Below are 14,932 nucleotides of genomic sequence, written 5' to 3'. Positions count from 1 at the left end.
TGATCGTGAAGTGGCTGCAGCCGTGGCGAGCCACAAGTCACATTTCTTCATCGAGAAAGACAGGGACGGTCAGACTATTGACTATACAGTGGCAACCACCGGGCATCTGAAAATCGTGCCGGAGGGCGATGCGAAAGCTGCACTTGCCCAGGACTATGAAGCCATGCTGGCTGATGAAGTGATGATAGGCAATGCCTTGACGTTTGATGCACTGATGAACGCCTGCGCCAACCTGGAAGATCAAGTAAACCGAGCGAGCACATAACGGCAATCTAAAATATTCTTACTCCACCCACTTGGCGTAAGCCATTAAATCGATCATGGGCACCGTACCGCTGAATTGCAGCTCTGTCCGATCACATCCGGTATTCTTTGTATCACTGGTAGGAACGTTGAGGACGATCCACATCAATAGCCTAAGAAACCTCTGAACCAATCCCAAGGCGACGCAGCGTATCATTTAGCAACCCAGCACAATTGAGCGCATCAGCCTTCAAGATATGCATTTGCATTATAAACGGCTGCATTTGTGCAGCCCGTCGCCAGTATGCAGTAGCACTCAAGATTCCTATTACTGCAGATCCCGACATTGCAACGATAGCGCCACGATCCATGATAACCCCATTTGTATCCATCTCTTCCAGAACCTTAACTCTCCCCTCCTCGTCAAGATTGTCCCACATATCTATGAAGAGTTTTTCCAGCAGTTTTCTCTCCACAAAAAACGTTGAACTCTGCTCCTGAATGTATTCGTCAGCACCAGTCTCCTCCGCGACCCGCACGAGTTTGGCGTACTAGCCACATCTCGAGAACATGAATTCAGTAACAGGCCACCTAACGGCATTATCGTAAGCAATCAAAGCAAATCTCTTCGTAGCATATATAACCTCCGCATGTTATCCCGCTAGATTGGTGCTACCTCGTGCGGAAAGGATGCGCTTGCGTTGGACACGCGCCCGACAAACGCCACTTCTTCCGTCATGTCGCTCAACACAAGGTATCAGGCACCGGCAAATGCCGTGGATTGCCGGTGAAGGGCTGGCCCGTTTCACAGTAGTGTTTGAGTGGCGCAAGGCTGTAGGGCGGGCCGAGACGCGGTATTTGAAGCTGCGGCCCTCGTCCCACTCGATGAATTCCCCACGGACGGTGAATTTCTCAAGCTCACAGACCCGAACGGTGCCGTCCCGGCCAATCAGACCGGCTTGCAGCAACAAGCTGCTCCCAGCCATCTGGCAGATTACCTTTTTCGAGCATCTTCGCAAACACGGCATAGGGGTCCGACTTGCTGCCCGTGGAACGGAGTGTCTGCTCATCGTTCACCCAGGCGAACACAATGGTCTTCGATCTGGAGTCGTAGCGGAAAAACAGACGAAAGCGCCGGCCGATTTTCGCGGGCCGCCAGTGCCGGTGCGCTGACCCCAGGGTGTTGCCCTGTCGATACTCATCACTCCCCGGATCGCTGGGCACAGTCTCCAGAATCAACTGGCTCAGCGATCTGAACAGTTTGACGTTGGCGTTACCTTCGAAGCCTTCCGGGTCATTACGCTCGGCCCGCTCGGCCGCAGCATGGAGCTTCTGCAATTGCGCCACGATGCATTCGTGGAACAGGAGTATCCATCCATGGCGCTGCATCAGAGCGCTACTTCGCCTTCGATGTCTTCCTCAAGATCGGCACTGTGGCCGAGATTGGCCAGCATGGCCTCGGTCAGTTCGTCCGGTAGCTTGCCGACATTTCGACCCTTGCGGATATCTTCTTCAAGAATCCCCAGGAAGGCTCCGATGGCGGGGTCTTCGTGTTCGGCATCGGCACGGGTGACTATCACTTCACCGCCGCGCAGTTCGAAAGCGACCTTGCCACCGGTTGTTACCCCCAGGGCCTGCCGGATGGCCTTGGGCAGGGTAATCTGCCCCTTGGAGGTCAAAGTGGTCTGTTCATGAATGCTGGGCATGATCGCGCTCCTGTCAGAAATACTCATGCCCAAAGTGTAAGGAACATTCCTTACCTTGTCAATGTGGTCTCCGCCTGACGTTTTGCGCTGCTGTATGTCGACCCTCCTTCTACCTATAGTGGACAGCATTGTAATCAGGGCACAGCTTGCCTTCCTTGCTCAATCCGACACAGAACAGAACCCATTTATCGTGGCTGGCCACCGATGGATTGCCCTATACCCAAAGGCTCTTAGAAAGACCAAAGGGCTGACACGACCGCAGTCGGCCACAGCGAGGTATATCGGAACCCCCGATGGTCGGCAAGCATTGGGATCCCGTCAGCACGTTGCAGATTCAGGCAGCATCGCCCAAGGTCCTGACCAGGCCGGCCACGTAGGACGCCAGGGTGCGGTTGATGGAATGTTGGTTGTTGCTGGTTCCGATGGCCAGTATGTTCATATCGTACTCCTTCAGGTTTGTAGATGGTGCCCGGGTTCCACTGCGTCGGCCGTGCATATGAGGACGTGCTGGCGGCCGCTGGAAAACAGAATGACACTGCGCCTCATCAAGGCATCTCAGGCATTGCGCTGGGTCGGAATATCCGTCAGGTATTCCACAAATTCCACTTCGAAACCCGCCGGGTCGATGAAGTAGATATTCTTGCGAAACGGGGAATCCGCACCGTCCTTGGCGATGGCAAAACCGGCCTGTTCGAGACGTTCAATGAGCGCATCGAGGTTATCAACGACGAAGGCGAAGTGGGCGAGTCCCACCTGGTGGCCTTCCAGGTCGCGGTTACTGCCTTCACCGTGATCGCTGAGAGCCAGGTACTGATAGTCATCCCCGAAATGCAGCCAGTGCCGTGGCTTGCCATACCAGTCGCCGTCGCCTTCGGCGCGGATTTTCCAGTGGGGGAAGGCTGAACCGTAGAATTCCAGGGTGGCGGGGATATCATCTACGACGAGGTTGATGTGTTCCAGGGTAATCATCTGATTCTCCTCCTTGTTACTTGGATATTGAGCGCCTGTGCTCAGGCATGAAGCGCATCCTAATACCTCAAGTTAAGTTGAGGTAAAGTGTTTTTTTGCCTACACTGAAAAAATTTTTCCTGTGGAGAAAACCATGGCGGAAGCACACCTCTCGGTCGGGCAAGTGGCCAGGCGCGGTGGCGTCAATGTCAGCACACTGCATTTCTATGAAACGAAGGGACTGATCCACAGTAGCCGCAACGCCGGCAACCAGCGGCGTTATCGCAAGGATGTACTTCGAAGGGTGTCAGTGATAAAGGCGGCACAAAAACTGGGTATCACGCTGGACGAAATCCGGCAGGCACTGGATTCGCTGCCCGAGAACCGCACACCAAACCAGAAGGATTGGGAGAAACTGGCGCGCAACTGGCGGCACAATCTCGATGCCCGCATTGCCTACCTGGAAAAATTGCGGGAATACATGACTGGTTGTATCGGTTGTGGTTGCCTGTCGATGGAAAACTGTCCGATATACAACGCCGATGACACACTTGCCGCCGAAGGTAGCGGGCCAGTGATATTGGAGCGCATTACCCGGGAAACCGGTCGCGGGTGATCAGCAGTTCCCCAGGATCATCCGTCCGACACCAGTACGTGTGTAACCGCTTCCAGGTGTTCCCGCAGCCAGCGGCAGAGTGCGAGGCGCTAGACCTCGTGCTGGGACCAGAGCGGTTGTTTCGGCCCCCTCCGGTTGAAGAATTCGATTTCCGAAATGCCAGCTCTCTGAATGAAGCTGGGGAGATTCCTGCACCGAGCCTTCGTCTCTACACCAACTGAACCTCCCGCTTGACATCGCACCACCGTTTATATAACTATCTACTTATATAAGTACAACATTGAACTAAATATTGTTCTCAGTCACCGATAATCAAACCAGCGCGCCTGGCGTCGCTGCCAATTCGAAGGAGCACCGCATGAGTATCAACACAATCGTCCCACACCTGGTCGTCAATGATGGCGAGGCCGCGATTGCCTTCTACCAGCGTGCGTTTGGCGCCACCCTTGAGGGCAAACACGCCGAAGACGGCGGCAAGCGGCTGATACATGCGCATCTGAAGCTGGGGGGCAACGACCTGTACCTGCATGATGATTTCCCGGAATTTGGCGAGCACGGCGCGCAGGCCCCGGCACGGCTCGGCGGCACAAGCACCACGATCCACCTGGAGGTCGATGATGCGGATGCTGCGTGGCAACAGGCGGTCGACGCCGGTGCCACCATACTGATGCCACTGGATAACCAGTTCTGGGGCGCGCGGTACGGACAACTGGCCGATCCCTTCGGTCATAACTGGTCAATCGGCGGGCCGACAACATGAAGAAACATCGTATCTACACAACGAGCTTCGCCAGTGTCTATCCCCACTATGTGACCAAGGCGGAGAAAAAAGGGGCGCACGAAAGCAGACGTCGACGCTATCATTCGCTGGTTGACCGGTTATGACCAGGGAACGCTGGAAGCTCAACTGGAAAAACAAACAGACTTTGAAACCTTCTTCGGGAAGGTCGATGGAGAAAATTTTGTGCAAAGATAATAAAGGTGAAGCAAATGCCCACTGATTTCATGTCGTATCTCGGCACTGTCACGCGCACAGTCACCGAACTTCAACGTGAAGGAAAGCCTGCGCGGAATGTCACCCTGGAGCGAACGTACGACACCACGCCCGATGACCTTTGGGATGCCGTCACCGACCCGGAGCGCTTGCCGCGCTGGTTTCTCCCCGTCAGTGGCGATCTGTGTCCAGGCGGACACTATCAGCTCAAGGGAAATGCGGGCGGCACAATTGCCGAATGTGTACCGCCGCGCTTTCTATCGGTGACCTGGGAGTTCGGTGGCGGCGTGAGTTGGGTCGAAGTGCGTATCGGCGCAGAAGGCGAGTCGCAGTCACGCCTTAAGCTCTCCCACATCTGTCCGATCGACGATCACTGGAAACAATACGGACCGGGCGCGGTCGGCGTGGGCTGGGATCTGGGGCTGTTGGGTCTGGTCCTACACCTTCTGGACCGCACCGATAAAATCGATGAAGAGGCCTTCGTCACTTCAGCCGAGGGCAAGGCCTATATCACCGGCGCATGCCAGGACTGGCAGCGGGCCGCGGTCACAGCGGGTGATGATGCAACGCACGCGGAGGCGGCCGCGAAACGAACCACGGCCTTCTACACCGGCGTACCCATCGGGGATGAGTGATGCACGCCTTCGATGTGCTCGGCGATCCTGTTCGCCGCCGTATTCTGGAACTGCTCGCTGAGGGCGAGCATCGTTCCGGCGATATCGTCGCCGTGATCCACGATGAGTTCGGCATCAGCCAGGCTGCGGTTTCCCAACATCTCAAAGTATTAAGAGACAGTGGCTTTACCAGCGTGCGGGTCGATGGCCAGCGCCGCATCTATGCGGTCGACACGGAGCCCATGCAGGAGATAGACGCCTGGCTCAACCGATTCCGCCAGTTTTGGGAACCCAAGTTGAGTGCGCTTGACACGGAGATTGCCAAAGGCAAGAAAAAGCGGCGAAGCTGATAAATCAGTGATTACGAGGAGCTACGAATGACTGACCAATGGGTACCGATCTCCCATGAAAATTGCACCCAACCGACTCTCCTGGGCGATAATTAGCGCGAATTATAGACTGCAGCATGACATCCTTCTCCATTGAACAATGCATTACAACGATCTATCGCAACGAATCACGCCGGGTAATGGCCACCTTGATTCGTCTGTTTCACGGCAACTTCGATCTCGCCGAAGAAGCCTTGCAGGATGCCTTCGTAGCAGCATTATCGCAGTGGCAGCACGATGGCATTCCCGACAACCCACGGGCCTGGCTGGTGTCTACGGGCCGCTTTAAAGCCATTGACCGGATACGCAAAAGCACCCGCCTTGATAGCTGTCTGGAAGAGCTTGCCCAAATACTGGAAACCGAATCACACACTCAACTGTTGGAAAATGATGAAACGATCGAAGACGACCGCCTGCGGTTGATGTTTACCTGCTGTCACCCCAGCCTGGCGATGGAAGCCCGTGTCGCCCTGACCCTGCGGGAGGTGTGTGGATTGACCACCGAGGCCATTTCCGCCGCGTTTCTGGTGCCAGTGCCAACATTGGCACAGCGCATTGTCAGGGCGAAGAACAAAATTCGCGATTCAGGCATTCCCTATGAAGTACCTGAGACCGACGCGCTGTCAGAACGCCTGGAATCGGTGCTGTCGGTAATTTACCTCGTTTTTAACGAAGGCTATTCCGCGTCCAGTGGTCAGCGGCTTATCCAGCGAGACCTGTCATCTGAAGCCATACGTTTAGCGAGGTTATTGCAAGAGTTAATACAAGAGTTATTGCCCAAGGCTGAGGTCACCGGTCTGCTGGCACTGATGCTGTTACACGATGCCCGGCGCGGCGGGCGCACCAACGCCAACGGCGATTTGATTCCCCTGGAAGAGCAGGATCGCACACTGTGGAACCGGGCCCAGATCCGCGAGGGCTGTGATCTGGTGGAACAGTCCCTGCGGGCTGGACCACCGGGCGTTTATACCCTGCAAGCGGCTATTGCCGCCGTCCATGCCGAAGCACCAACGGCTGCGGATACCGACTGGGCGGAAATTACCGGCCTTTATGATGTACTGCTACGTATTCATCCCTCACCAATCGTGGAACTCAACCGCGCCGTTGCCCTTGCTATGCGCGATGGGCCTGAAGTCGGCCTGAGAGCCATCGATAAGCTGATGAATCACAAGGATTTGCAGCGCTACCATCTACTGCACGCTGCGCGAGCCGACCTGTTCCGCCGTCTTGGTGAATCGCAGGAAGCCATCCGCTGCTATCGACAGGCGCTGGCTCTGGTCCAGCAAGAACCGGAAAGACGATTTCTGCAGCAACGCCTGGCTGCACTGCAAAAATAATTGTTGAGACTGTCGAAATCGCTGTCTGGTTGACGACTAATCAGTGAAATCACTCACTAATCACTGAGGATAGGAAGATGAGCTATATCGATGGATTTGTTATTGCTGTCCCGAAAGCCAATAAAGAAAAATTTGTACGACACGCGGAAATTGCCGACGCTGTCATTATGGAAATGGGTGCCACCCGTATTCTCGAATGCTGGGAAGATGACGTGCCCGACGGCAAGGTTACCGACTTTCGCCGCGCGGTGCAGGCCAAGGAAGACGAAGCCGTTGCTTTTTCCTGGATTGAATGGCCGGACAAAACCACCCGCGATGCCGGCATGAAGAAAATGATGACTGCCATGGAAAGCGATGCTCGCATCAGTCCGGAGAAAAATCCCATGCCCTTCGACGGTGTGCGTATGATTTTTGGTGGCTTTGTGCCGGTTGTAACACTGGAAAAATAATCTTGACTCATTCATTTGCAGACACAAGGAGAACAGCATGCCCAACCAACACGGCAAGTTTATCTGGTACGAATTGTTAACCGATAACCGTGATGCAGCGCTAACCTTTTACAGCGCCATACTGGGCTGGCAGGCCACCGATAGCGGTCAACCTGGCATGGACTACCGCATTCTCCACGCCAAGGATAAGGACTCCGGAGAAGAACACCCTGTTGCCGGGTTGATGCAATTGACCGAAGAGATGCGTCAAGGTGGCGCCAGACCAGTATGGCTGGGATATATCGGTGTCGATGATGTGGATCAAACTGTCGCCAACATCGTCGCAGCCGGTGGTCATGTGCAGCTATCACCGTTCGACGTTCCTGACGTCGGCCGCATCGCCATGGTCACCGATCCATTGGGAACCCCGTTTTACGTCATGCAGGGCGTCAGCAACGAAACCAGCCTGGCCTTTGCCTCAGACAAACCCCGTGTCGGGCACTGCGCCTGGAACGAGCTGATCACCCCTGACCCCGAAACAGCAAAAGCGTTTTATTTCACCGAATTCGGCTGGACTAAAGACGGCGAGATGGATATGGGTCCGATGGGAAAATACGAATTTATCCGCCACAACGGGGTCATCGGTGCGCTGATGTTAAAACCGCCGGAGATGCCGATACCAATGTGGCACTACTATTTCCGCTGCGCCGATATCGATTCTGCCTGCAAGGCCATTACCGATAACGGCGGACAAATCCTGCGCGGCCCCGATGAAATCCCCGGCGGTGACTTTACCGTCAAGGGCTTGGATCCGCAGGGAGCGCTATTTGCCTTGGTTGGCACAAAAAAATAGCCGGTTTAAAAGATAGTCACACAGCCTGTGCTCAAAGAACGGCTGTCACGCGAGGAATGAAATATGAAATACCTATGCCTGGTTTATTACGATGAAAAGAAAATGCAGCAACTGTCCCAACAGGAGTGGGATGCTATCAATCGCGAGTGTATTGGGTGCGTGGAGGATTTAACCCAGGGCGGTCATTTTCTCGACGGCGCGCCGCTATTATCCACGGATACCGCAACCACCCTGCGCATGCGTGACAACAAAGCGTTGATTACTGATGGTCCCTTCGCGGAGACCAAGGAGCAACTCGCCGGTTTTTATATGCTGGAAGCCCGGGACATGAATGAGGCGATTCGTCTGGCGGAAAAGATTCCGCCGGCGCGCTACGGCTGCGTGGAAATCCGCCCGGTGCGGGAATTAATGGAGCAGGACAACAGCCGTTGATTGCCAAGAGATTTGCGCTCTTAACAAAGCGGTCAGCAAAAACTTACTGAATAGACAGGAGATGATTATGACTAATGAAACCGGCACCGTCCGGCTACACCGCGTACTACCGGCTCCCGTGGAACGGGTCTATAAAGCGTTTACGGATAAACAGGCGCTGGAATACTGGCTGCCACCTTACGGGTTTACGGGTACCATCCACGAAATGGATGTCCGCGTGGGTGGTGGTTACCGCATGTCTTTCACCAATTTCGGTACTGGCAGCAGTCACTCGTTCACGGTTGAGTATGTTGAGCTGGCGCCCAACGAACGCATCCGCCACACGGATCGCTTTGACGATGAAAACCTGCCCGGTGAAATGCAGGTGACCATTGATCTGAAAGCGGTGTCCTGTGGCACGGAGATATACATTGTTCAGGCAGGTATTCCATCGCTGATTCCCGTCGAGAGCTGTTACCTGGGCTGGCAGGAATCACTGGAGCAGCTTGCCCGGCTGGTTGGGCCGGATATTCCTGATCATGGTTAAGAGTGAAAAACTGATAATGAAAAAATCACTACAAGCAAGTTGAGCTCGAAGGCATCACGCAAGATTTGGAGGAAATAATCATGATCAATGAGCAAATCACCATTGACACAGTAATTGCCGCACCACCTGAAATAGTATGGCAATACTGGACCGAACCTGATCACATTATGCAATGGAATTTTGCGTCTGATGATTGGTGCTGCCAAAGTGCCGAGAATGATTTGAAAGTCGGTGGTCAGTACAGAGCCCGAATGGAAGCCAAAGACGGGAGTTTTGGCTTTGATTTTGAAGCCGTTTACGACGAGGTATCGGCACCGAATACGCTTACCTACACCATGGCCGATGGCAGGAAGGTGGCGACAAATTTTGAAGCACAAGGCCGCTCCACAAAAGTGACGACGATTTTTGATGCTGAACAAGAAAATGCTATCGACATGCAACGTGATGGTTGGCAAGCCATCCTGAATAATTTCAAGTCATATGTTGAATCACAGCAAACAACAAGGGAGGAGATGACAACATGAGAGACGAACTTGGAGCGCCCCAGGTAGTCGATCGGAGCACCTTCCAGGCCGAAGTGGGCGCATTGCGGCTTCGAGAGAAGGCCCACATGATGGAAGGCGACGCCATCGCTGCCTCCCGCCGCCGACTTCCCATGGTCGAAGTGAATGGCGGGATACCGCTGATCCACGAGCGCGGAACTGTGACTTTGCTGGATGCGTTCGAGGGTCGCGGGATGCTCATCGCCTACTACTTCATGTGGCATGCCGGACACTCGGCTGCGGAGCAGTGCGAGGGTTGCGCCTTATTCACGGCGCAGGTACGCGAGCTGGCCTTCCTTCATTCCCGTGACATTACCTACGCCACGTTCTGCCAGGGCCCATACGAAGAGAGCGCCCGATACCGTGACTTCATGGGCTGGAAGATGCCGTGGTACTCGGTCCAGGGCACGTCGCTTCACGCTCTCCTGGATGGTCGCCGGGCGGGCACGATGTACCTCATTTGCTACTTGCGACAAGGCGACAGGGTCTTTGAGACCTACTGGACGACGAGGCGCGGCGTCGAGGTGATGGGCAACAGTTACCCGCTGGTCGACTTGACGGTATATACGGACGGCAGGAATGGTGGGAGGATTCGCCGACCGGTTGGCCGCAACCGTGGAAGGACGACGAAGAAGAGAACCCGTTCCGTAGCGATGGACGTCCCATCGTCCAGTGGCCTCGGGTAAAGGCGGGGCACTCGGACGATTTGGGAACCGGCACGCCCGGTTCGGAGGAGAGCAAATGAACCTACAGAAGATATACACCTCATTTCAAAAATCCGGAGATACAAGATCTATGGAGTTCAACCCTAGCAATAAAGTTGTGAAGCACTGCCTTCAAGGTATGACTATGGAAGAAAAGGGATTATTTGATGAAGCTCGTAAATGTTTCTATCAGGCTTGGGGTGAAGCAAAATACGACTTTGAAAAATTTATCTCAGCTCATTATGTTGCTCGACATCAAAACAATATCTCCGAGAAACTTAAATGGTTAGAGAAGACTTTGGGCTTAGCACTTAAGATTAATGATGACTCAGTAAAAAGTGCTCTTCCTTCTCTATATTCAGATATAGCAAAATGCTATGAGGCAATGGATGACATTGAAAACGCAAATATAAATTTCAAACTAGCAAAATCAGTTTCAGATAAGCCAACTGATACAGGGCCGTTTTATCACGGATCAAAAGCGGATTTAAAAATTGGGGATTTGCTGACAGCAGGTGGAAATTCAAATTACAAGCCTGAGCTAAAAATGAACCACATATATTTTACTGCTCTAGTCAGCGGTGCGGGGCTAGCTGCCGCATTAGCAAAAGGTGATGGGAAAGAACGAGTTTATATTGTTTCTCCTACTGGGAATTTTGAGAATGATCCAAATGTAACCAACAAAAAGTTTCCAGGTAACCCGACTCGTTCATACCGATCAAACTCACCACTGAAAATCGTCGGCGAAGTAACAGATTGGATAAAACAAACGCCTGAAGACCTCAGGAAGTTTCGAACAAAAGTGTCCAATAGCACCGGAGAAATAATTAATTGATGATCAGTGCCTGGGCCTCAACGGCAGCCCCGCGTTCAAGCACACCGAGGCATCCTCATTTCAGGTTGCAACCGCGGACCAGGCTGAAACCGATCGCTACTGGAACGCGATCGTGGATAACGGCGGACAGGAAAGCGCGTGCGGCTGGTGCAAGGAAAAATGGGGATTGTCCTGGCAAATTACGCCCGCCTTCAAGCGCGCACTCGCTGCCCAGCTCGACGACTTCAAGGCTGCTGCTGCGTAGCTGCATCTTGACATAGAGACACCGATGTCGAAACGGCACCTCGCCATTCGACTATGAAGCAACACCAACCGTTATTCCAAGGAGACACGACCATGCGATTCATGATCATCATCAAGGCGACCCAGGACTCGGAGGCGGGTGCAATGCCGAGCGAGGATTTCGGCGAAGAGTTCACGCCGGAGCTGAAGGAACAGGAGGCGCGCACGTACCGAAAGGTTTCCGAAAACCAATGAACCCGCGTTAGACGACCGGAGCACAGGAGGCTATGCGATGCGCCAACTAATTATGTGGAATCTCATCACCCTTGATGGTTACTTCGAGGGCGAGAAGAACTGGGACTTGCCCTGGCACGAAAAAGTTTGGGGCGAGGAACTCGAGCGATTCTCTCTCGATCAATTGCAGTCGACCGACATGCTTGTGTTCGGTCGAGTGACATACGAGGGCATGGCTGCGTATTGGCAAACGGCCAAGGGAGCGGTGGCCGATTACATGAACAGCCTTCCGAAGGTGGTCTGTTCGCGCAGTCTCCAGACGGCGGGCTGGAACAATACGACACTAATGAAGGACAACGTGGTGCAGGAAGTGGCAAGACTTAAGCAACAGGGAAACGGTAACATGTTCGTTTTCGGCAGCGCCAATCTCTCGAAGACCCTGATGAACGAGAACCTCTTTGACGAGTACCGTATCGGGATTGCGCCGATCATCCATGGCAGCGGCAGGCTTCTGTTCAGCGATGGGGTGAAGCCACAAGGGCTTCAGCTGCTCGAAGCGTGCTCACATTCGACCGGCTGCGTTATTCTTCGCTATCGAGCCGACAGGATCGCGTGAACGTGTGAGCGCCTTCTCTCAAACGATGTCGTTCAACAACCGGTTCAGCGGACGCTGTGCGGCCCGTAGCTGAACCGGAGCATTATGTCAGAGCAGGCCAGTAGGTTTCGAAGTGACACCAGAGCAAAGAAAAGAGTTTCACGAAAAAGGTTATATTTACATCCCAGGTGCTCTTTCTAAAAGCGTGGTTTTGCCTGTGAGGGATCATGTGTTCAAAGAGCTTAAGAGGCTTAATATCTGGTCGACGGGTAGAACTCTGTCTCAAAAAATGAAAGGTGTTCCGGTTTTTCAGCAAACCGGAAAACTGGGTCAATTGATAGGCTACCGAGGTCTGAATGATAGGCTTATTTCACAGGAGCTGTATTCTGCTATGTGCCTGTTAGCTGACGCACCACTACATGGTCAGAATGGTCAGTTGCTCATTTCGTTGCCTCACCAAATCGCTTGGACTCTTGAAGGACTAAACTGGCATCGAGATATTTCCAAATCTCAGATGAAGGGCATCCCAGGGATTCAAGCTTTCATCCTTTTAGACAATGTCGCAGTTAAAGGAGGGGCGACTTTAGCCTTGGCGGGCTCACACCGCTTGCAAAACCAAGTCCAAGCAAAGCAGGGGATCTCAGAACTTATAAGTGACGGCGTAAACAATAGTGTCAAAGTAGGTGATGTAGAGCTATTGGTCTTGGAAATGGCGGGTCATGCAGGGGATGTATACCTGATGGATATGCGGGTGCTGCATACGCCCTCAGTAAATTCAACCAAAAACATTCGTATAATGGCAACAGCTCGTTACTTTGCAGAATAACGATCCTTAGAAATGGATAGGAAGATTAAAAGTTGACATAAGCGCTTCCAGCCGACGATGCTTCGCTACGCGGCTGATTGCGGTGTGGGCATCATAGAAGAACTCCGAACATGCCGAACGATGATCAGGAATTCAGGTAGTCGGTGATTGGGCGTTCATGTGGACGAAACTCTCCGTAATAACCATGCCGCTGAACGGGAGCGAACCCGTCGAACGAGCCGGCCATACGCTCACGGTCCTGCGAAAGATCAACGGCAAGTGGTTGCTGGCACGCGATGCGAGCGCCGTAATTGAAGGGTTGTCAAAAGATTTCTCCAATGCGACGGGTATTGGCATTGAGCATATAACCGCTACATGGGAGGTTCTTCCTTCTGGCCATTATGCAGTCGGTGGAAAGACGGCGCTGCAACAGCCTCCGACCTCTCACCCAGTGTTAGTCGATTTACTGGCGCCTGATTTCAATGCGGATGAGAGTATCGAAAAGATGCTAAGAGCTGTGTCCTCTAACATATCGAAGCGCGCCGATGTTCCGATCAACAATATATTCATCAACTGCCGGAAGGCTCATTCTGGCATGGTGTTTGATGCGGGCGAGATTGTTCATTGGTGATGCAGGCGCATAACCTATGCATCAAACCCAGAGAACCGGTATTTAAGGAGAATCTATGAAGATTAAAACAACTGTACTTTGCCTTCCCGTCACTGACCTGCAAAAGACGCTCGGCTTCTACCAAGGGGTCTTCGGTTTTTCTGATGCGCAAATCGAAGAAGGAATCCTGGCGCTTGAGTTTCCGAATATGTCCCTTTTTCTTATGGAAAAAGCGAGTTACGAGTCGTATACCAGGAAAGCTGACCGTGCGGCACTCATGCCTGGAGCGTCAGCGCCTGCCGTCATTAGCTGCGCGGTTGAAACACACCAGGACGTGGATCATGCGATGGAAACAGCCAAGCATCATGGGGGAGGCGCGCCGGGAGTGGCAGCAGTCGATGCCACATCAGGAGGGTATACAGGCTACGTTACCGATCCAGAAGGGCATCTCTGGGAGCTTGTATGCCCGAATCAACAATAGCATTCACCAAAGCTCTGACCCATAACAGGTTGTCAGTAACCGATTCACTCACAGGAGGAAAGCACTATGTCCAGCTCTATCCGCACTTGTCTCTGGTTCCGTGACGGGCGAGGCCGAGAGGCCGCTGAATTCTACTGTTCTCTGATTCCGGATAGCCGGGTCGAGAGAATCTTTACCGGTGATGCCGGTCAGGGCGCCTTTTCGGTCATCGACTTCTCGCTCGGTGGTGTGCCTTACCAGATACTCGACGCCGGACCGCATTTCACGCTGACCGAGGCGGTTTCGATTGCGGTCGAAACTGCCGATCAGGCCGAGACAGATCGGCTGTGGGCCGCGCTGACCGCCGATGGCGGTGAGGAAAGCGTCTGCGGCTGGCTGAAAGACCGCTACGGGGTTTCGTGGCAGATTTTCCCGAAAAGGCTGACGGAATTGACGATGAATGCACACAAGAATGTTTCTGCCAAAGCGATGGCAGCCATGATGAAGCAAAAGAAAATTGACATCGCTGCAATTGAACTTGCAGTGACACTACACTAGAAAACTGCGGCCTGACCAGGCGGTCCAGCCGACCTGATTCCTAAGGAACCTCTGAATAAGTCCCATAATCTGGCATAATACACCTACCGAATCCAGAGGAACTTTTCATGAGCCAGATCACTTTTGCGGAAGCTGAATACGCCATCAAGAAGAAAACCACTCGTCGTGAGATTTTCCTGGGTAAGATGGAGACGCTTATACCGTGGAAGAAATTGGAGAAAGTGCTGGCAAAGAAATATCCCAAGGGACAACTGGGGCGTCCTCCCTATCCGCTGTCGACG

25 protein-coding genes and 1 pseudogene are annotated in these 14,932 nt (G+C 53.3%); 22 read left to right on the top strand and 4 right to left on the bottom strand.

The window, feature by feature from the left end:
* A pseudogene (locus RQ738_RS10900) lies at positions 1-265 on the top strand (nucleotidyl transferase AbiEii/AbiGii toxin family protein); the annotation flags it as partial.
* Positions 266-416: 151 nt separating this feature from the next.
* On the opposite strand, the gene RQ738_RS10895 reads toward RQ738_RS10900, so the two are convergent.
* From RQ738_RS10895 to RQ738_RS10880, 4 genes are all read right to left on the bottom strand, one after another.
* Positions 417-719, bottom strand: coding sequence for a hypothetical protein (locus RQ738_RS10895; RefSeq protein WP_314165216.1), 303 nt, complete (start codon positions 717-719; stop codon positions 417-419).
* Positions 720-1,161: 442 nt separating this feature from the next.
* Positions 1,162-1,632, bottom strand: a complete 471-nt coding sequence (locus RQ738_RS10890) for a type II toxin-antitoxin system YhaV family toxin (RefSeq protein ID WP_314165215.1) — start codon at positions 1,630-1,632, stop codon at positions 1,162-1,164.
* Complete coding sequence (locus tag RQ738_RS10885) at positions 1,632-1,949, bottom strand: type II toxin-antitoxin system PrlF family antitoxin (protein WP_314165214.1); 318 nt, start codon at positions 1,947-1,949, stop codon at positions 1,632-1,634. Before RQ738_RS10885 ends, RQ738_RS10890 begins: the two co-directional genes overlap by 1 nt.
* A 555-nt stretch (positions 1,950-2,504) precedes the next feature.
* Complete coding sequence (locus tag RQ738_RS10880; RefSeq protein WP_314165213.1) at positions 2,505-2,918, bottom strand: VOC family protein; 414 nt, start codon at positions 2,916-2,918, stop codon at positions 2,505-2,507.
* A 133-nt stretch (positions 2,919-3,051) separates the two neighbouring features.
* Between RQ738_RS10880 and soxR the strand changes: the two genes are divergently transcribed.
* The 21 genes from soxR (at position 3,052) to RQ738_RS10780 (ending at position 14,651) form a co-directional block, all read left to right on the top strand.
* Positions 3,052-3,513, top strand: coding sequence for a redox-sensitive transcriptional activator SoxR (gene soxR, locus RQ738_RS10875; RefSeq protein ID WP_314165211.1), 462 nt, complete (start codon positions 3,052-3,054; stop codon positions 3,511-3,513).
* A 358-nt stretch (positions 3,514-3,871) separates the two neighbouring features.
* On the top strand, positions 3,872-4,273 hold the full coding sequence (locus tag RQ738_RS10870) for a VOC family protein (RefSeq protein ID WP_314165210.1): 402 nt from the start codon (positions 3,872-3,874) through the stop codon (positions 4,271-4,273).
* Complete coding sequence (locus tag RQ738_RS10865) at positions 4,270-4,398, top strand: DUF2200 family protein (protein ID WP_314165209.1); 129 nt, start codon at positions 4,270-4,272, stop codon at positions 4,396-4,398. Before RQ738_RS10870 ends, RQ738_RS10865 begins: the two co-directional genes overlap by 4 nt.
* Complete coding sequence (locus RQ738_RS13770; RefSeq protein WP_409929546.1) at positions 4,385-4,489, top strand: hypothetical protein; 105 nt, start codon at positions 4,385-4,387, stop codon at positions 4,487-4,489. The genes RQ738_RS10865 and RQ738_RS13770 overlap by 14 nt, the downstream gene beginning before the upstream one ends.
* A 14-nt stretch (positions 4,490-4,503) precedes the next feature.
* Positions 4,504-5,142, top strand: a complete 639-nt coding sequence (locus tag RQ738_RS10860) for an SRPBCC domain-containing protein (RefSeq protein ID WP_314165208.1) — start codon at positions 4,504-4,506, stop codon at positions 5,140-5,142.
* Positions 5,142-5,471 (top strand): metalloregulator ArsR/SmtB family transcription factor, encoded by a 330-nt coding sequence (locus RQ738_RS10855; RefSeq protein WP_314165206.1) that lies wholly within the window; start codon positions 5,142-5,144, stop codon positions 5,469-5,471. Before RQ738_RS10860 ends, RQ738_RS10855 begins: the two co-directional genes overlap by 1 nt.
* A gap of 116 nt (positions 5,472-5,587) precedes the next feature.
* Positions 5,588-6,847, top strand: coding sequence for an RNA polymerase sigma factor (locus RQ738_RS10850; protein WP_314165205.1), 1,260 nt, complete (start codon positions 5,588-5,590; stop codon positions 6,845-6,847).
* 77 nt (positions 6,848-6,924) lie between these two features.
* Positions 6,925-7,296, top strand: coding sequence for a DUF1428 domain-containing protein (locus RQ738_RS10845; protein ID WP_314165204.1), 372 nt, complete (start codon positions 6,925-6,927; stop codon positions 7,294-7,296).
* A gap of 37 nt (positions 7,297-7,333) precedes the next feature.
* On the top strand, positions 7,334-8,128 hold the full coding sequence (locus tag RQ738_RS10840; protein ID WP_314165202.1) for a VOC family protein: 795 nt from the start codon (positions 7,334-7,336) through the stop codon (positions 8,126-8,128).
* A 63-nt stretch (positions 8,129-8,191) separates the two neighbouring features.
* Positions 8,192-8,560 carry a YciI family protein gene (locus RQ738_RS10835; RefSeq protein ID WP_314165201.1) on the top strand — a complete coding sequence of 123 codons (369 nt, stop codon included), beginning with the start codon at positions 8,192-8,194 and terminating at the stop codon, positions 8,558-8,560.
* A gap of 67 nt (positions 8,561-8,627) precedes the next feature.
* Complete coding sequence (locus RQ738_RS10830) at positions 8,628-9,086, top strand: SRPBCC family protein (protein WP_314165200.1); 459 nt, start codon at positions 8,628-8,630, stop codon at positions 9,084-9,086.
* Positions 9,087-9,166: 80 nt separating this feature from the next.
* Positions 9,167-9,610 (top strand): SRPBCC family protein, encoded by a 444-nt coding sequence (locus tag RQ738_RS10825; RefSeq protein WP_314165198.1) that lies wholly within the window; start codon positions 9,167-9,169, stop codon positions 9,608-9,610.
* Positions 9,607-10,314 (top strand): DUF899 family protein, encoded by a 708-nt coding sequence (locus RQ738_RS10820; RefSeq protein ID WP_314165197.1) that lies wholly within the window; start codon positions 9,607-9,609, stop codon positions 10,312-10,314. The genes RQ738_RS10825 and RQ738_RS10820 overlap by 4 nt, the downstream gene beginning before the upstream one ends.
* A gap of 427 nt (positions 10,315-10,741) precedes the next feature.
* Positions 10,742-11,167, top strand: coding sequence for an NAD(+)--rifampin ADP-ribosyltransferase (gene arr / locus RQ738_RS10815; RefSeq protein WP_314165219.1), 426 nt, complete (start codon positions 10,742-10,744; stop codon positions 11,165-11,167).
* On the top strand, positions 11,163-11,411 hold the full coding sequence (locus RQ738_RS10810) for a VOC family protein (RefSeq protein WP_314165218.1): 249 nt from the start codon (positions 11,163-11,165) through the stop codon (positions 11,409-11,411). Before arr ends, RQ738_RS10810 begins: the two co-directional genes overlap by 5 nt.
* A gap of 92 nt (positions 11,412-11,503) precedes the next feature.
* The gene (locus RQ738_RS10805; RefSeq protein ID WP_314165196.1) at positions 11,504-11,644 is read left to right on the top strand and encodes a hypothetical protein; all 141 of its coding nucleotides are present in this window, start codon (positions 11,504-11,506) and stop codon (positions 11,642-11,644) included.
* Between the two features lie 37 nt (positions 11,645-11,681).
* Positions 11,682-12,239, top strand: a complete 558-nt coding sequence (locus RQ738_RS10800) for a dihydrofolate reductase family protein (RefSeq protein WP_314165194.1) — start codon at positions 11,682-11,684, stop codon at positions 12,237-12,239.
* Positions 12,240-12,351: 112 nt separating this feature from the next.
* Positions 12,352-13,044, top strand: coding sequence for a phytanoyl-CoA dioxygenase family protein (locus RQ738_RS10795; RefSeq protein WP_314165193.1), 693 nt, complete (start codon positions 12,352-12,354; stop codon positions 13,042-13,044).
* A gap of 157 nt (positions 13,045-13,201) precedes the next feature.
* A complete protein-coding gene (locus RQ738_RS10790; protein ID WP_314165192.1) occupies positions 13,202-13,654 on the top strand; it encodes a hypothetical protein in 453 nt (150 codons plus the stop codon).
* Positions 13,655-13,709: 55 nt separating this feature from the next.
* Positions 13,710-14,114: a VOC family protein gene (locus RQ738_RS10785; protein ID WP_314165191.1), complete on the top strand. Its 405-nt coding sequence runs from the start codon at positions 13,710-13,712 to the stop codon at positions 14,112-14,114.
* 66 nt (positions 14,115-14,180) lie between these two features.
* On the top strand, positions 14,181-14,651 hold the full coding sequence (locus RQ738_RS10780; RefSeq protein WP_314165189.1) for a VOC family protein: 471 nt from the start codon (positions 14,181-14,183) through the stop codon (positions 14,649-14,651).
* Positions 14,652-14,932 lie beyond the last annotated feature (281 nt).

The organism is Sulfuriflexus sp. (genome assembly GCF_032250955.1).
Classification (GTDB): Bacteria; Pseudomonadota; Gammaproteobacteria; order AKS1; family AKS1; genus Sulfuriflexus.
Note: the sequence above shows the minus strand (reverse complement) of the source record. Positions and strands in the feature narration are given on the sequence as shown.

What these genes read in the sequence shown, in the direction of transcription:
- RQ738_RS10820 (WP_314165197.1), top strand. Translation starts at nt 9,607, where the DNA reads ATGAGAGACGAACTTGGAGCGCCCCAGGTAGTCGATCGGAGCACCTTC.
- soxR (WP_314165211.1), top strand. Translation starts at nt 3,052, where the DNA reads ATGGCGGAAGCACACCTCTCGGTCGGGCAAGTGGCCAGGCGCGGTGGC.
- RQ738_RS10890 (WP_314165215.1), bottom strand. Translation starts at nt 1,632, where the DNA reads ATGCAGCGCCATGGATGGATACTCCTGTTCCACGAATGCATCGTGGCG.
- RQ738_RS10790 (WP_314165192.1), top strand. Translation starts at nt 13,202, where the DNA reads ATGTGGACGAAACTCTCCGTAATAACCATGCCGCTGAACGGGAGCGAA.
- RQ738_RS10825 (WP_314165198.1), top strand. Translation starts at nt 9,167, where the DNA reads ATGATCAATGAGCAAATCACCATTGACACAGTAATTGCCGCACCACCT.
- RQ738_RS10840 (WP_314165202.1), top strand. Translation starts at nt 7,334, where the DNA reads ATGCCCAACCAACACGGCAAGTTTATCTGGTACGAATTGTTAACCGAT.
- RQ738_RS10885 (WP_314165214.1), bottom strand. Translation starts at nt 1,949, where the DNA reads ATGCCCAGCATTCATGAACAGACCACTTTGACCTCCAAGGGGCAGATT.
- RQ738_RS10800 (WP_314165194.1), top strand. Translation starts at nt 11,682, where the DNA reads ATGCGCCAACTAATTATGTGGAATCTCATCACCCTTGATGGTTACTTC.
- RQ738_RS10880 (WP_314165213.1), bottom strand. Translation starts at nt 2,918, where the DNA reads ATGATTACCCTGGAACACATCAACCTCGTCGTAGATGATATCCCCGCC.
- RQ738_RS10780 (WP_314165189.1), top strand. Translation starts at nt 14,181, where the DNA reads ATGTCCAGCTCTATCCGCACTTGTCTCTGGTTCCGTGACGGGCGAGGC.
- RQ738_RS10850 (WP_314165205.1), top strand. Translation starts at nt 5,588, where the DNA reads ATGACATCCTTCTCCATTGAACAATGCATTACAACGATCTATCGCAAC.
- RQ738_RS10870 (WP_314165210.1), top strand. Translation starts at nt 3,872, where the DNA reads ATGAGTATCAACACAATCGTCCCACACCTGGTCGTCAATGATGGCGAG.
- RQ738_RS10830 (WP_314165200.1), top strand. Translation starts at nt 8,628, where the DNA reads ATGACTAATGAAACCGGCACCGTCCGGCTACACCGCGTACTACCGGCT.
- RQ738_RS10805 (WP_314165196.1), top strand. Translation starts at nt 11,504, where the DNA reads ATGCGATTCATGATCATCATCAAGGCGACCCAGGACTCGGAGGCGGGT.
- RQ738_RS10860 (WP_314165208.1), top strand. Translation starts at nt 4,504, where the DNA reads ATGCCCACTGATTTCATGTCGTATCTCGGCACTGTCACGCGCACAGTC.
- RQ738_RS10785 (WP_314165191.1), top strand. Translation starts at nt 13,710, where the DNA reads ATGAAGATTAAAACAACTGTACTTTGCCTTCCCGTCACTGACCTGCAA.
- RQ738_RS10865 (WP_314165209.1), top strand. Translation starts at nt 4,270, where the DNA reads ATGAAGAAACATCGTATCTACACAACGAGCTTCGCCAGTGTCTATCCC.
- RQ738_RS10835 (WP_314165201.1), top strand. Translation starts at nt 8,192, where the DNA reads ATGAAATACCTATGCCTGGTTTATTACGATGAAAAGAAAATGCAGCAA.
- RQ738_RS10845 (WP_314165204.1), top strand. Translation starts at nt 6,925, where the DNA reads ATGAGCTATATCGATGGATTTGTTATTGCTGTCCCGAAAGCCAATAAA.
- RQ738_RS10855 (WP_314165206.1), top strand. Translation starts at nt 5,142, where the DNA reads ATGCACGCCTTCGATGTGCTCGGCGATCCTGTTCGCCGCCGTATTCTG.